Raw genomic sequence first — 15,541 nt, 5'->3', positions numbered from 1 at the left:
CATTTTATTCCTTTTAAATCTTTAGAAATTATCTTGCGGAATATTGTAGATTTAATAGCCTTAAGATAATCTTTTTACTTGAGAGCTAGAATCTTAAATAATTTTTTTATAATCTTAATATACTAGTTTGATAAAATAGCCAAAATTATTATAAAAATTGTTAAAGCCTACTTAATAATTTAATCTTATATTAAAAGATTTTTGCATATAATATGAGCTTTTAAATTAATTTTAAGGTGTTATTTATGAGAAAAGGTATCCACCCAGAATATGTTCCTTGCAAGGTTACTTGCGTAACCAGCGGTAAAACAATCGAGGTTTTAAGCACAAAGAGTGAGCTTAAAGTAGACATTTCGTCATTTTGCCACCCATTCTACACAGGCTCTGACAAAATCACCGATAGTGCGGGCAGAGTGGAGAAATTTAAGCAAAAATACAATATGAAATAATGTGCTTTACCTACTTGCCACACCCATAGGAAACATCGCTGACATCAGCATTCGAGGCTTGGAGGCTCTAGAATCTTGCACTGAAATCTTATGCGAGGACACTAGGACTTCCAAAAAGCTAATTTCTCTCCTAAACTCTCGCAATTTGCTTAAAAACAATCATTTTAATTTTACTTCTTTGCATTCTCACAATGAAGATTCTAGGCTAGATTTTCTTGGCGTTGATTTTTTCAAAAATGATGTGATTTTTATGAGTGATGCGGGAATGCCCTGCATTAGCGACCCGGGGGCGAAGCTCGTGCAGTTCGCACAAAAGCATAAGATTCCCTACACCATAATCCCGGGGGCAAGTAGCGTCCTATCCGTGGTCGCATTGAGTGGCTTTGAGGGGAGTGAGTTCCACTTTCACGCATTTTTGCCACATAAATTAAGCGAAAAAAAGCAAATCTTAAGCCAAATGCTAGAAAATACTCACATAAATATTTTTTTCGAATCTACACATAGAATCTTGGAGAGTTTAGAGGTGCTAGAATCTATCGCTCCGGAATGCGCGATATTCGTGGCAAAAGAGATTACAAAAATGCATGAGAAATTTTATTTTGGGAAAGTTTGCGAGGTTAGAGCCGAAATTTTAAACGCCAATATTAACGGCGAATGGGCGATAGCTCTAAAAAATCAAAATGCCAAAAAATCGCAAGTTTTATCCCTAAGCGAGGTAGAATCTCTATCTATTCCGCCAAAAATTAAAGCAAAAATCATCGCAAAAATCACAAATAAAAGCATTGAAGAATGCTACAACACCCTAATAAAGGGGGAAAAATGATAATCTATGGGAAGCAAGTTTGTTTATATGTGTTACAAAATCACAAAGATTTAATCGAAGAAATCTATCTAGGCAAAGAGCTTGAAAAGCCACTTTTTAGGGAGTTTGCAAGGCTTGAAAAGCCCATAATTAAGCCAGATTCTAAAAAGCTCCAAGCCCTAGCAAAAGGTGGCAATCACCAAGGCTATATCCTAAAAATCAAGGACATTGAGCAAAGCGACTTCAAAAATTTCAAAGGTTATAGTAAAATTGTGGTTTTAGTTGGCTTGAGTGATGTGGGAAATATCGGCGGGATTTTCCGCTCTGGCGTGGCTTTTGGGATTGATGGGATAATTTTGAGTAATCCATTCAACGAAAGTGGCGTCGCAAGGGCGAGTAGTGGGGCATTTTTCGATATGCCATATTGCATTTATAGGGATACTATGAGTTTAATAAATGAATTAAAGCATAGTGATTTTACCTTATTTGGCTCTAGTCCCAAAGGTAAGGAAATATTAAATAGTTTTGGCAATAAATGGGCTTTATTTTTAGGAAGTGAAGGAGATGGTTTGCCAAATAAAGTGGTTAGGAAATTAGATAATATTTTATCTATTAAAACAAATGGTTTTGATTCTTTGAATGTATCTGTAGCAGCAGGAATTTTAATGTATAGGATGGTTAATAATGGATTGCATTGAACAACTTAAAAAAATAGGTCTTAAAGAGATAAATGCTAAAACTAAGATTGCAAACAAACGATTAGAGGATATATTGGAATGTAGATTTAACGAGCTTGATAAAACTCGTGCAAGGGGCTTTATCAATATTCTACAAAGAGAATATAAAATAGATATGAGTGAGTGGTGGGAAAAATACAATGAATATCAATTAGAAGAGGAAGTAAATAAATTAGAAGAAGAAAAAAATAGTGAGTATAAAGATAAAAATAAAGTAAATGTTTCATTTATTGATACAACCATAAAGGATAAAAAATATATTAGACTTTTTATTACCTTTGTTGTTTTACTTGTATTGTTTATATTCTATTTTATTTATAATAATGTCATTAGTGATAAAGAAGATATATCTTTGCAATATACCCAAGAATTAGAGCAATCAAACAATAATATAGATGAAATAGTGCCAAATATAGAAAATGATAATCTAGATTCTACACAAAGCGAAGTAATGGATTCTAATGCGACCATATCTAATCTAGATTCTAATTCCAATGCAACTATTCCATCTAATGAGATTATCCCGCTAGAGAATGCGGATTCTAATGCAAAAGAAAATGATGCTAAACCTTATCAACCCATAAATGCAGATTCCAATATTAATATAAATGAAGTAGTTATAACACCTAAATCGCCTCTTTGGATTGGGATTATAGATTTACAAACATATAAAAAGAAACAATTATCCATTTCTAATAAATGGGTTATGAAACTTGATGATTCTGTAATTATGCGAACAGGGCATGGATATTTTGATATACAAGCACCAAATGATTTTGACAAGCAATATATCGGTGGTAATAATAAATATTTTCTATGGACTAAGGAAAATGGATTTAAAGAGATAAATAAAAGTGATTTTTTGAGTTTTAATAGGGGTCAAGAGTGGTAAAAATATTTATTATTGCATTGTGTATTTCATTATCTTTTGGTGTAGATAATGCAAACTCTACCCAAACTGCCATACAAACTAATCAAATTGGATTACTACAATCTAGGATTCTAAATATCATCGGTGAAAACTCTTTTAATCGCAATAGAATCTTTATAAATAAACTTTTTGCCAATGAGGAATCTTTCTATCAAAATGGTGCATTAGATATGTATAAAGTTGTTTTTACTCTACAAACTAATGGACTGCTTAAGCTGAAATTCTCTCAACCACAAGAATTTAATGTAGTATTTGTATCGCAAACTAGCCCTATATTCTTACTTCGCTCTATTAATAAAAGTTTGTCTTATATGGGGTATTCTTATTGGACTACAAATGAAGCAATCTACCAAGATGATATATCAAAAATAAAAATTTCTCTTGTAACAGAGCATATTATAGACCCTATATCATTATTAAATGAGCTATCAAAAAATGGTTTTATATGTATGAATATCATTAGAAATTCTAATAGTGAATGGGAATATAATCTAGCATTGCCTAATTCTAAGATTCCAGATTCCACATTTATATCTAAGGGCAATAGTATAAATATCACTGAGATAATCGGCGAGTATTGGCTTGAAGTTGGCTCATATAATGGAAGATTAGAAATATATACATTAAATAGTAGAAGTTTTAATCCTAGAATTATTTTTTTTGATAAGAATCTTAATATACTAAAAGTGCAGACTTTAAGTCGCCGAAATAATGTAAATATAAGTATTATTGAGAATACAAAATTTATACAAATTAAGGATTCCGTGTCTTCGTCTAATCTAAAAAGTGGTATAAATATACGATTTAGATAAAAGGAAATATTATGTTTAATGAAATTGAATTTGAAAAGATAAAAAGATTGCCAAAATATGTCTTTGCAAGCATTAATGAAATAAAGCTGCAAATGCGTCAAAATGGCGAAGATGTGATAGATTTTAGTATGGGGAATCCAGATGGAGCCACACCGCAACACATTATCGACAAGCTTTGTGAATCCGCCCAAAAGCCCAAAAATCACGGATATTCCGTTAGCAAGGGAATCTACAAGCTCCGCCTTGCGGTGGCAAATTGGTATAAGCGAAAATATAATGTGGATTTTAACCCAGACACGGAGGTTTGCATTAGCATGGGGTCAAAAGAGGGCTATGTGCATCTAGTCCAAGCTATCACAAACCCCGGTGATAACGCCATCGTCTGCTCTCCCGCCTACCCTATCCATTATTACGCTTTTATACTAAATGGTGCAAATGTGGTGAATATCCCCATAAAGTGGGATAATGAGATGAATTTGGATTATGAATCCTACTTTAGCGATTTGAAAAAAAGCATTCAAAACACCTATCCAAAGCCAAAATTTGTCGTGGTGAATTTCCCGCATAATCCAACCACCGTTGTAGTGCAGAAAGACTTCTACGAGCGACTCGTAAATATCGCAAAAAAAGAGCGATTTTATATTATTAGTGATATTGCCTATGCTGAGCTTTGCTTTGATGATTTTAAAACGCCTTCGATTTTTGAGGTTGAGGGGGCGAAAGATGTGGCGGTAGAGACCTACACGCTATCTAAGACTTACAATATGGCTGGGTGGCGAGTGGGTTGCGTGGTGGGGAATCCAAAGATGATTGGGGCATTGCAAAAGATAAAAAGCTGGATAGATTATGGTATGCACACGCCTACGCAGATTGCCGCTACAATCGCACTCGATGGTCCCCAAGACTGCATTGATGAGATTAAGGCGAAATACGAGCATAGAGCAAAAGTGCTAATTGAGAGCTTCAAAAATGCTGGCTGGGAGCTAAGTAAGCCAAAGGCGAGTATGTTTATCTGGGGGAAAATCCCAGAGAAATACCAAGAAATGGGGAGCTTAGAATTCTGTAAGCGGATTTTACAAGAGGCAAAGGTGGCGTTTAGCCCCGGAATTGGCTTTGGCGATAATGGTGAGGGCTATGTTAGGATTGCACTCATTGAGAATGACAAGCGGATTCGCCAAGCGGCAAAAAATATCAAGCAGTTTTTTAGAAACTCATAAATAGGGACAAGCGTGAATAAGACAATAAATGTTGGGATTATCGGCGTAGGCGTGGTTGGAAGTGCTGTGGTGCTTTTATTAGAACAGAATAGAGAGGTCATTAGTGCTAGGGCTGGGGCAAATATCGTAATTAAAAAAGGCGTAGTTAGAGATAGGAGCAAAACTGACGAGCGAGTAAAAATCCCCCTAACTAACGATATAAACGACATTTTAGACGATGATGAAATTGATATTGTTTTAGAGCTAATGGGTGGAATCGACCTTGCCTACGAGGTCGCACAAAAAGCACTTAAGAATAAAAAAGCTTTTGTTACGGCAAATAAGGCAATGTTAGCTTATCATAGATATGATTTACAGCAAATTGCAAATAATACTCCAATTGGCTTTGAGGCAAGCGTCGCAGGGGGGATTCCAATCATTAAGGCATTGCGAGATGGCTTGAGTGCAAACCATATAATCGGCATTCGTGGAATCCTAAATGGCACTTGTAATTATATTTTGACAAAAATGGCAAATGAGGGCTTAAACTTTGATGAGTGTTTAAAAGAAGCCCAAAAGCTAGGCTATGCGGAATCTAATCCAACTCTTGATATTAGCGGAATGGATTCTGCACATAAGCTAATTATCCTTGCATCAATTGCATATGGGGTCAATGCCTTACCAGAAGATATTTTAATTGAAGGCATTAGCAAGATTAATCAAGACGATATATTTTTTGCAAATGAGTTTGGCTATATAATAAAACTTCTTGCTATTGCTAAAAAAAATGGCGATGAAGTCGAACTTCGTGTTCATCCTGTTATGGTGTCTAAAAACGAAATGATAGGCAAAGTATCTGGCGTTATGAATGGAATAAGTGTTATTGGTGATAAGGTCGGTGAAACAATGTATTATGGTGCTGGAGCTGGGGGGAATCCAACTGCTAGTGCTGTTGTTTCAGATTTGATAGAAATAGCTAGAAATTCATCTTCTCCAATGCTTGGTTTTAGAAAACCGCTAGAGAGTGGATTAAAATTAAAACCTATAGCAAGTATTGAGAGTAGGTATTATTTGCGTATAAAAGTTATTGATAAAGCAGGGACTTTAGCGCAAATTACTTCTATTTTAGGTGATAATGGCATTTCTATTAAGATGTTACTACAAAGGGAATCAAATGATACGGGGTTTGCTACATTATTGCTTTCTACTCATAAAAGTAATGAGCTAAGTATCCAAAAAGCAATAGAAAACTTATGCACTTTAAATATCATATATGATAAGCCATATATGATTAGAATTGAAGAATAATTTTTACGCTATTAAATAATAATTTTAGTTAGGATAATTTTTTTGATGGAAAAAATTGGGTATGTGTTTAATAATATATTTCTAATATTCATTTATATGGTATTTGGGGCTATTATTGGGGCTATTGCTGGAAAAATTATTATTTATTTTGTGGATATAGATGTTTTTAAATTAGTTTTTTCTGTAGTCATTGGTATGAGCATTGGAATGATTGTAGCATCTATGATTAGATTTAATTATTCGTCTTTATTGGGTGCTATAATTGGAGCTTTTATTGGTTTTGTTTTTCATAATTTATTTAATGATATTAATTTATATTTAATATATTTTTTTAATATCGATGCTTATATTAATCCTGAAAAAAATTCTTCTTATGGAATTGTATATGGTTTGAGTGCAGGGGCAGTATCAGGAATATTTATATTTATATTAAAACCTATAGAATTAATGATAGAAAAAATTAAGAGAAATAAAAAAGAAAATAATTATGAAGTTACCCAGAAACTCGATACTAACCCACAAATAACTCGCACTAAATTATTAGACACTAAAAAAGAAAATACAATAAAACAAAAAGAAGAATCTAAAGATTCATTAGACCCATATTTGTCAGCTTTAAATACTTCATTTGGAATGGCTTTAGCACTAAGTTCAAAGGTTGCTACAAAATATCATAAAACCTTAGATAATAACTATATCGAATCACTATTAAATATTTTTGGTTCAAATACAATGAATATTGATAAGATTTATCAAGATATAATAGAGAATGAGAAGAATAAGTTTCAAAATGTAAATTTATTATGTGTGAATCTAAAAAAGCTAAGTAACACGCACAAAGATAAAGAAGCATTTATTAGATTATTATTGGAAATGGCTTTAAGCGATGGAGATTACGAAGATGATATTATCTTTCAAATAGCTTTAAATATTAATATGGATACGGAATCTTATTTCGCACTTAAAAGAGAGTTTAGACAAGATTCTAATATACAAGATAGTTTGGATAGTGATAATAAAGATTCTAGTGATATTGATTTAATTATATTATATGATGTTTTAGAAGTCCTACCAAATGATGATAATCAAACCATAAAGAAAAGCTATAGACGATTAGCGGCAAAATATCACCCCGATAAATATATTAGCAAGGAATTACCAGAAGATATGGTGAAATTCGCAGAGCAGAGATTTAAGGATATTAATTACGCATATGATATTCTTAAAAAATTACGAAATATTATTTAGATAAAGATATGAGTCGCAAAAAAGGCAATATAGCTGAACAAAAAGCAAGGGATTATTTAATTGATAGTGGATTTTCTATTATCACTTCAAATTACTATACAAAATATGGGGAGATTGATATTATTGCACTAAAAAATGGGGTATATCATTTCATCGAAGTAAAAAGTGGGGATAATTTTGAACCATTACTAAATGTAACTTCTAAGAAACTTGATAAAATCATAAAATCTATATCACTATATCTTAGTAATAATAACCTTGATGTTGCATATTGCATTGATGTCATCACTATTAAAAAAGACAAAATAGAATTTTTTGGTAATGTTAGTATGTGAAGTGATTCGATTTTATTATAAATTTTTATTATAAATTTATGCTAGAATTTCGAAATATTAAATTTTAGGAGAATAATAAATGGGTAAATACATAGAATTAAGCAATGATAATTTTGATAGTATTACGAAGAATGGAGTATCTCTAGTAGATTTTTGGGCACCTTGGTGCGGACCTTGTAGAATGCTAAATCCAATCATCGAAAAGCTTGTAGATGAGTTTGAAGGTAAAGCAAATATATGTAAAGTAAATACTGATGAGGAAAATGACCTAGCCACAAAGTTTGGAATAAGAAGTGTTCCTACTATTTTATTTATGAAAAATGGCGAAGTTATGGCACAAATGGTAGGTGCTACTTCAGAGCAGGTTTTAAGAGATAAAATTAACTCATTGTTATAATTTTATTTGAGATTTTCGTCTTTATTACCTTTTTTTGCCACTCTGCTTTTAGCAGCTTGGTTTTTTTATTTTCAATGGTCTAGTACAAAGTTTAGGACCATTGATTTTCAAAAAATAGCTTTTTATGGAAAAGACTATATATTTTCGCCAATTGATGAAGAATATATAATGGTTTTATACAATTCAAAATCAAGTGATATTATTAGTCTAACAAGAAAGATTCCAAATGAAACTAATTTAAAAATCATAGCTATTGATTTTTATCAAAATAGAGATAATGATGCTATTGATAATATAATTCCATTAAGTGCTGGAATGGACACACTTTTACAGCTTTCAAACAAATTTAAAATAACTAAATTGCCTGTATATTTTAAAATAAAAAGGGAAAGTGTAAATGAATTTATTCAAGATAGTAAAATTATCAATATAAAATTACATAATTAAATAATTTTAAAAATAGGTAGGAAAAAATGATTAATTTAGCAATTATTGGCGGTGGTCCAGCAGGACTTACTGCGGGATTATATGCTACTCGTGGTGGTATTAAAGATGTAGTGCTATTTGAGCGAGGTGCACCGGGCGGACAGATTACAAGTAGTAGCGAGATAGAAAATTATCCGGGTGTCAAAGATGTTGTAAGTGGTCTTGAGTTTATGCAACCTTGGCAAGAACAATGCTTTAGATTTGGATTAGAGCATAATATGAATGAGGTTAGCAAGGTATCTAAGAATGGCGATTTTTTCGATATTTTCTTAAGTGATGGGTCAAAAGTAGAAGCAAGAGCGGTGATTATTTGCACAGGCGGAAGCCCAAAAAAATCTAATATAAAAGGCGAGAGCGAGTTTTGGGGGCAGGGCGTTAGCACTTGTGCTACTTGCGATGGATTTTTCTATAAAAATAAGGAAGTAGCTGTTTTAGGTGGCGGAGATACTGCTTTAGAAGAGGCGATTTATCTAACTAGAATGTGTAAAAAAGTATATTTAATCCACAGAAGAAATGAATTTCGTGCTGTGCCAATTACAGTTAAGCATATAAAAGAAAATCCAAAGATTGAGATTCTAACCCCAATGATTATTGATGAGATAAAAGGGGATTCTAGTGGCGTTACAGGTATAATTGTAAGTGATGTCAACACAAAAGAAAAAAGGGAATTGAATGTTCCGGGATTATTCATTTTTGTAGGTTATGATGTAAATACACAAGTTTTGCGTCAAGATGATGGAAAAATGCTTTGTGATACGAATGATTTAGGGCAGGTAAAAGTTGATTTGAATATGAAAACTTCCGTCAAAGGTCTTTTTGCGGCTGGTGATGTTAGGGAATCTGCTATGAAACAAGTAGTAATTGCAGCTGGTGATGGTGCAGTTGCAGCACTAAGTGCTATGGAATATTTACAATCTCAATTTAATTAAAATGCAGTATTTGCAGAATTAATGCAGATTCTGCAATTTAAGTTTAAATAAAGGTTTGATTCAATGATAAATGTTGGAATCTTTGGGGCGACGGGTAGAATCGGTAAATTTTTAATAGAATCTTTAGGCGAAGATTTAGAGGCAAATTTATCTTGTATATATGTTAGAAATGAGCTTCAATATTCTGTTCCAGAAAGTGTTCTTGTAACGAATGATATTAAGGTTTTTTTGGAATCTAGTGATTTAATCATCGATTTTTCTTCACCCGAAGCTACGCAAATATTGCTTGATACAGCGATTGATAAATGCCATAGACCTATTGTAATAGGCACAACTGGACTTAATAAAATGCAAAATGATTTAATGATAGCAGCGTCCTTAAAAATGCCGATTTTATATGCCACAAATATGTCTAGAGGGATTGTTGTTTTAAATAAATTATCACAAATCGTATCAAATGCACTAAAAGAAAGTGATATTGAAATAGTAGAAATTCATCATAGAAATAAGAAAGATTCTCCATCTGGAACAGCTTTGAGTTTAGCTAAGACTTGTGCTTTAGCTAGAAACTTGGATATAGATAAGGTAAGGGTTAGTGGCAGAGATGGCATTATTGGCAAAAGAAGTAAAGATGAAATCGCTGTTATGTCGCTTCGTGGTGGTGATGTGGTAGGTAGGCATACTGTTGGATTCTATCTTGATGGTGAATATATTGAGCTTACGCATAATGCCACAAGTAGAATGACTTTTGCAAAAGGTGCGATAAATGTCGGTAAGTGGCTTGTGAAACAGGAAAATGGCTTATATAGCATAGAAGATGCATTGACAATTTAAAAGGTGTAGAATATGGATTCTTGGAATGAAAAATGTGCCATTGTAGGAGTTTTTAACTCCAATCGTTCTGCGGCACTTTGCTATTATTCATTATTTGCAATGCAACATAGAGGACAGGAATCAAGCGGAATCTCCACTTCTAATGGTTATGATATAACCACATTAAAAGGCGAAGGATTAGTTACTAGTGTATTCAAATATGGATTAGAAAAGCTAGTTGGTGATGCAAGTATAGGGCATAATAGATATTCAACAGCTGGAGAAGATTCTAAATGTGATGTTCAGCCTATTTTTGCACGATATTCTTTAGGGCAGATTGCTTTAGCACATAATGGAAATTTAGTAAATGCAGAAGAGGTTCGTGATAGATTAATCTCACAAGGAGCGATATTTCAAAGCCATTTAGATACCGAGAATCTTATACATTTAATCGCACAGAGTAAAGCCACAAAACTTAGAGATAGAATAATAGAATCTTTATCTTGCATTAAAGGTGCTTATTCTTTTGTATTTTTAAGTCGTGGGAAACTATTTGCCATAAGAGACCCATATGGATTTCGTCCGCTTTCTTTGGGTGAGATTAATAATGAAGATGGGAGTAAGGCATATATCGTGGCTAGTGAAACTTGTGCGTTTGATTTGATAAATGCTAGATATATTCGAGATATAAATCCCGGAGAAATGTTAATTTTTAGCCATGAAAATGGTGTTTGTTCTTATGAGAGTATTCAGGTTTTTAAAGCAGAGCCAAAGAAATGTATTTTTGAGTTTATATATTTCGCACGACCTGATAGCTTTGTATTTAATAAATGTGTTTATGAGATTCGCAAAAATATGGGCATAGAGCTTGCAAAAGAGTATAAAATAAAAGCAGATTTAGTCATTCCTGTGCCTGATAGTGGAGTGATTTCTGCTATTGGCTATTCACAAGAAAGTGGAATCCCATTTGAGTTTGGTATAGTTAGAAATCACTACATTGGACGCACATTTATAGAGCCGACACAATCAAGTCGTGAGCTAAAAGTTAGATTAAAATTAAATCCCATAAAAGAGCTAATAAAAGATAAAGATATAATAGTTATTGATGATAGTATCGTTAGAGGCACTACAAGTAAGCAAATCATTAGAATATTACGAAAAGCTGGAGCAAAAAAGATACATCTAATAATAGCTTCCCCGCAAACTATTTCTCCTTGCTATTACGGCGTTGATACACCTGATATATCACATCTAATATCTGCTACAAAAAGCATTGAAGAGGTTAGGGATTTTATAAATGCAGATTCGTTGCATTTCCTTTCATTAGATGGTTTATATAGAAGTATTGGTGATGAAGCAAAAGATGGAGAGGGTTATTGCAAGGCTTGTTTTGATAAGCAGTATATAATCTAAAGGTTATTTGTGAAGCAAATACTAACCATAGGAAGATATTTTAAATCAAAATATAAGCAAAGAGTGCGGAAAATCCCTATTTCACTAGATGGTTTTACTTGTCCAAATATCGATGGAGTAGTCGCAAAAGGCGGTTGCACTTATTGTAAAAATGAGACTTTTTCGCCATCACTAGCTTTGTTAGAGCAGAGTGATATTACTATGAATCTTACATTGGAAAAAAATCCCATCTTAGATAAGCAGATTGAAACACTAAAATCGCAATTTTACAATCAATCTTCTTTCCATAAAGATAAATTTGCCACAAATAAATATATGATTTATTTTCAATCTTATAGCAATACCTATGCCCCATACGACACATTGAAAACACTATATGATGAGGCATTAAAGCTACCAAATGTAGTTGGACTATCTATTGGAACTAGAACAGATTGTGTGGAAGATAGTATTTTGGAACTTTTAAGTAAATATGTCAAAAACAATAAAGATATTTGGTTGGAATATGGGATTCAATCCGTTTTTAACTCCACATTAAGACTTATAAATAGAGGGCATGGCATTGAAGGTGCAAGGGAATTAGTAGAAAAAACTAGAAAATTAGGCATAAAGGTTTGCATTCATCTTATTTATGGTTTGCCTAAAGAGGATTCTAATATGATGTTAGAATCCTTAAAAGAGGTTTTGAGCTGGGGAATTGACGGGATAAAAATCCATCCACTTTATATCGTAGAGGGCACGGCTATGCAGAAAATGTATGAAGCGGGTAAATATAGCCCAATTTCACTAGAGGATTATACAAACCTAGTAGTAGAATCCCTAAAGCTAATCCCGCATAATGTAGTCGTGCAGAGAATCTCAGCTGGTGCACACGATGATAGCCTAATCGCCCCAAAATGGTGTTTTGATAAAAATATACAGATGTGCTATATACGCGATAAATTACTACAAAATGGTATTGTATATTGAAAATATACGCTATTAGTGATAGTTTTTTAACACCATATAATAAACTTCCAAAAATGCTACTTGAAGCCATAGAATCTGGCTGCAGTATATTTCAATTTAGAGATAAAAATGCTAGTGATATAGCTATTAGCGGACTTTGTGGCGAACTAAATGATATTTGTAAAAAAAATAATATTTTATTTGTGCTAAATGATAGGGTTGAACTTGCCTTAAAGCTTGGGGTAAGCGGACTTCATTTAGGGCTTGATGATGAAAAAATCCCTTTTAGCGAGATTAGAAAATCTTTTAGTGGAATGATTGGAATATCTTGCTATGGCGATATTAATAGAGCTTTACATTATCAATCTTTGGGGGCTGATTATGTTGCATTTGGTAGTATATTCAAAAGCCCAACAAAGCAAGATTCTAATGTTATTGGTGTGGAGATTCTAAATAGAGCTAAGAGTCAATTACACATTCCTATTTGTGCTATTGGTGGTATAAATATAAAAAATATTATCAAAGTAAAAAATGCTGATATGGTTGCGATGATTAGCTCTATTTGGATTGGCGATATAAAAACAAATATTAGAAATCTTAACGATAGATTGAAAAGCTGTAAGTAGAATCCAAATTTTGATAAATTTTCATTAAAACGCTTTACAAAGTAACAATAGATTGCTCTAAAAGCAGATTGGATTTTCTATTTAATTACTAACCCAAAAAATCATTAAAGTTTATGATTTATATCAATAGATTGCTAATATCCTTAGATAAAATAATTTAGATTGTGTTACAATTTTACAAATTTAATTTTAGGAGGATAGAATGTTTACAAATATAATTAAGTATAAAATAGGGGGGGGGGGAATCCCAATAATACAAATCAAAATCTAAAGAATTCCCCAAATCACACACGAAAAACACAAAACTTCGCAAGATTTTTACCACTTTTCGCCACTCTCGCACTTTCCACCGCACTTCACGCCGATATTATCATTGATACCGAGCATACCAGTCAATACGGAATTCGAGATGGCACATACACAAATGTAATCATAAATGCAAATATCATTGAGCATGCAGAGGGCAGTGCTATCTATAATGATGCGAGTTCAACAATCACCAATTTCATCAATAACGCCACACTCGGCACCACAGCAAAATGGTATCCCACTATAGACAATTATGGCACAATCACCAATCTAATAAATAACGGCATGATACAACACACCGGCGAGGGCGAGAGTATCAAAAATGACAACACAATCAACACTATAGTAAATAACGGCACGATATACAACGCAACAAGTAATGCTATCGCAAATGAAGGCACACTCAACACTATAATAAACAAAGGCACAATAAAAGGAAGCAGTGCCATAACCAATCGAAGCACTCAAGCAATCGCGCTAATAGACAACCAAGGCACACTAGAGAGTAGCGGAAGCGGAGGTGCTGGCATAGTCGTCCAATATATAAGCGTCCAAATCAACACCATAAACAACTCCGGCACGATAAAAGGAGACTATGGTATTCGCATTACTGATTCCGGCACTATAGGGACGATAACTAACAATGGCATAATACAAGCAACTACTACAGGCATATCTAATACGCAAGGCTCGATAAATACAATCATCAATAATGGCACAATAGAAGCAACAGGGGCTGCCATAGTAGCTAATGGTGACAGTGCCACAATCTCTAATATAATCAATAACGGCACAATGCGAGCAATAACTAGTGCTGGCACAATCTCTAGCCTAAACAACTATGGCAAGATTTTTGTTACCAGTGCTACTGGTGCCAGCTACAACTATCACCTTCGAGCGGTAGGAACAGGAGTGATAAATATCGCAAACTACGCAATGGAGATAAACCAAGACGCAGCTACTTTTAATGCTTTCAACACATATGACGCTAATAGCAAGGATATCTCGCACTTGGTTATTAGTGGAAGTGGCGTGAAACTCTTAGGGGCAGATTCTAGATTCCTTTTAGCTTTGGGAGATTCCTTTGAGCTTGGGAAAGACTATGATTTAGATAAACTCGTAACTGATACAAGTGGCAATAAATATACTCTAACTTATGCAAGTGATAATTCAAGTGTAAGCGATTTATTCTCGCATTTGGTTATTAATGGTTTGGATAATTCGCTATTAGATTTGAATAAGAATGGAAATTATTTTAATGTGGGCGTGAATAATGTAGCTAGTAAAGCCACAAATGCCGTTGGAAATGCAGTCAATAAATCAAATATATCAAGTGTAAATATCCTAACTTCAAACATAAAAGCAAATGTGTTTAAAAGTGGATTTGGGGGATTTAGGAATCTTGCGAGTTTAGAATCTAATAAATTGCAGAATCTAGAAGCTTTAAGAATAGCAAGATTAAGAGAATCTTTAAGTAAGAATCTAAATAAGAATATAGAATCTCAAAGCTCTCATATTTCTATAAGTTCTAATGATTCTAGAATCTCCCAAGATTCCAAACTCTCTAGCGATTCAGTTCAAGGGGGACAAGGGGGCTTGAATGGCGAAGTCGCTCCCCTTATCCCCCTTCCAACCCCTAAACCCCCGACAACGCCTTTTTTGGGTGCTAACGCACAGGACTTAAATAACGGCTTCGCCCAAGACTTTAAATCAAATGATAGATTCTATTACAACAACACAAATGATACACAAGATTCCATAGTTGATTTGAATCTATCAAATACACAAGATTCACATAAATA

16 protein-coding genes and 1 pseudogene are annotated in these 15,541 nt (G+C 33.4%); all 17 read left to right on the top strand.

Translation table 11 applies throughout. From position 1 onward, the window contains the following. Positions 1-245 precede the first annotated feature (245 nt). A complete protein-coding gene (rpmE, locus tag CCY99_RS04040; protein WP_112060137.1) occupies positions 246-449 on the top strand; it encodes a 50S ribosomal protein L31 in 204 nt (67 codons plus the stop codon). Position 450: 1 nt separating this feature from the next. Then, complete coding sequence (gene rsmI / locus CCY99_RS04035) at positions 451-1,272, top strand: 16S rRNA (cytidine(1402)-2'-O)-methyltransferase (RefSeq protein WP_112060136.1); 822 nt, start codon at positions 451-453, stop codon at positions 1,270-1,272. Continuing rightward, the gene (locus CCY99_RS04030) at positions 1,269-1,949 is read left to right on the top strand and encodes an RNA methyltransferase (protein WP_112060135.1); all 681 of its coding nucleotides are present in this window, start codon (positions 1,269-1,271) and stop codon (positions 1,947-1,949) included. The genes rsmI and CCY99_RS04030 overlap by 4 nt, the downstream gene beginning before the upstream one ends. Then, positions 1,936-2,880 (top strand): hypothetical protein, encoded by a 945-nt coding sequence (locus tag CCY99_RS04025; protein ID WP_112060134.1) that lies wholly within the window; start codon positions 1,936-1,938, stop codon positions 2,878-2,880. Before CCY99_RS04030 ends, CCY99_RS04025 begins: the two co-directional genes overlap by 14 nt. Continuing rightward, the gene (locus CCY99_RS04020; RefSeq protein WP_112060133.1) at positions 2,874-3,731 is read left to right on the top strand and encodes a hypothetical protein; all 858 of its coding nucleotides are present in this window, start codon (positions 2,874-2,876) and stop codon (positions 3,729-3,731) included. Before CCY99_RS04025 ends, CCY99_RS04020 begins: the two co-directional genes overlap by 7 nt. Before the next feature lie 11 nt (positions 3,732-3,742). Further along, positions 3,743-4,948: an LL-diaminopimelate aminotransferase gene (locus tag CCY99_RS04015; RefSeq protein ID WP_112060132.1), complete on the top strand. Its 1,206-nt coding sequence runs from the start codon at positions 3,743-3,745 to the stop codon at positions 4,946-4,948. A gap of 12 nt (positions 4,949-4,960) precedes the next feature. Next, on the top strand, positions 4,961-6,235 hold the full coding sequence (locus CCY99_RS04010; protein WP_112060131.1) for a homoserine dehydrogenase: 1,275 nt from the start codon (positions 4,961-4,963) through the stop codon (positions 6,233-6,235). 45 nt (positions 6,236-6,280) lie between these two features. Further along, positions 6,281-7,483, top strand: a complete 1,203-nt coding sequence (locus CCY99_RS09995) for a DnaJ domain-containing protein (protein ID WP_276567373.1) — start codon at positions 6,281-6,283, stop codon at positions 7,481-7,483. 8 nt (positions 7,484-7,491) lie between these two features. Then, positions 7,492-7,818, top strand: a complete 327-nt coding sequence (locus CCY99_RS04000) for a YraN family protein (protein ID WP_112060129.1) — start codon at positions 7,492-7,494, stop codon at positions 7,816-7,818. Between the two features lie 79 nt (positions 7,819-7,897). Then, on the top strand, positions 7,898-8,215 hold the full coding sequence (gene trxA, locus CCY99_RS03995; protein WP_112060128.1) for a thioredoxin: 318 nt from the start codon (positions 7,898-7,900) through the stop codon (positions 8,213-8,215). Between the two features lie 168 nt (positions 8,216-8,383). After that, positions 8,384-8,662: a hypothetical protein gene (locus CCY99_RS09325; RefSeq protein ID WP_146744935.1), complete on the top strand. Its 279-nt coding sequence runs from the start codon at positions 8,384-8,386 to the stop codon at positions 8,660-8,662. Positions 8,663-8,688: 26 nt separating this feature from the next. Next, a complete protein-coding gene (gene trxB, locus CCY99_RS03985) occupies positions 8,689-9,630 on the top strand; it encodes a thioredoxin-disulfide reductase (RefSeq protein ID WP_112060126.1) in 942 nt (313 codons plus the stop codon). 63 nt (positions 9,631-9,693) lie between these two features. Continuing rightward, entirely contained in the window at positions 9,694-10,464 is a 771-nt protein-coding gene (dapB, locus tag CCY99_RS03980; protein ID WP_112060125.1) for a 4-hydroxy-tetrahydrodipicolinate reductase, read from the top strand. A 12-nt stretch (positions 10,465-10,476) separates the two neighbouring features. Continuing rightward, a complete protein-coding gene (gene purF, locus CCY99_RS03975; RefSeq protein ID WP_112060124.1) occupies positions 10,477-11,856 on the top strand; it encodes an amidophosphoribosyltransferase in 1,380 nt (459 codons plus the stop codon). A gap of 9 nt (positions 11,857-11,865) precedes the next feature. Continuing rightward, positions 11,866-12,825: a TIGR01212 family radical SAM protein gene (locus tag CCY99_RS03970; RefSeq protein WP_112060123.1), complete on the top strand. Its 960-nt coding sequence runs from the start codon at positions 11,866-11,868 to the stop codon at positions 12,823-12,825. Continuing rightward, positions 12,822-13,430, top strand: coding sequence for a thiamine phosphate synthase (gene thiE, locus CCY99_RS03965; RefSeq protein ID WP_258443356.1), 609 nt, complete (start codon positions 12,822-12,824; stop codon positions 13,428-13,430). Before CCY99_RS03970 ends, thiE begins: the two co-directional genes overlap by 4 nt. Before the next feature lie 594 nt (positions 13,431-14,024). Beyond that, a pseudogene (locus tag CCY99_RS03960) lies at positions 14,025-15,541 on the top strand (hypothetical protein); the annotation flags it as partial.

The organism is Helicobacter sp. 16-1353 (assembly GCF_003288815.1).
In the GTDB taxonomy this organism is placed as follows: domain Bacteria; phylum Campylobacterota; class Campylobacteria; order Campylobacterales; family Helicobacteraceae; genus NHYM01.
Note: the sequence above shows the minus strand (reverse complement) of the source record. Positions and strands in the feature narration are given on the sequence as shown.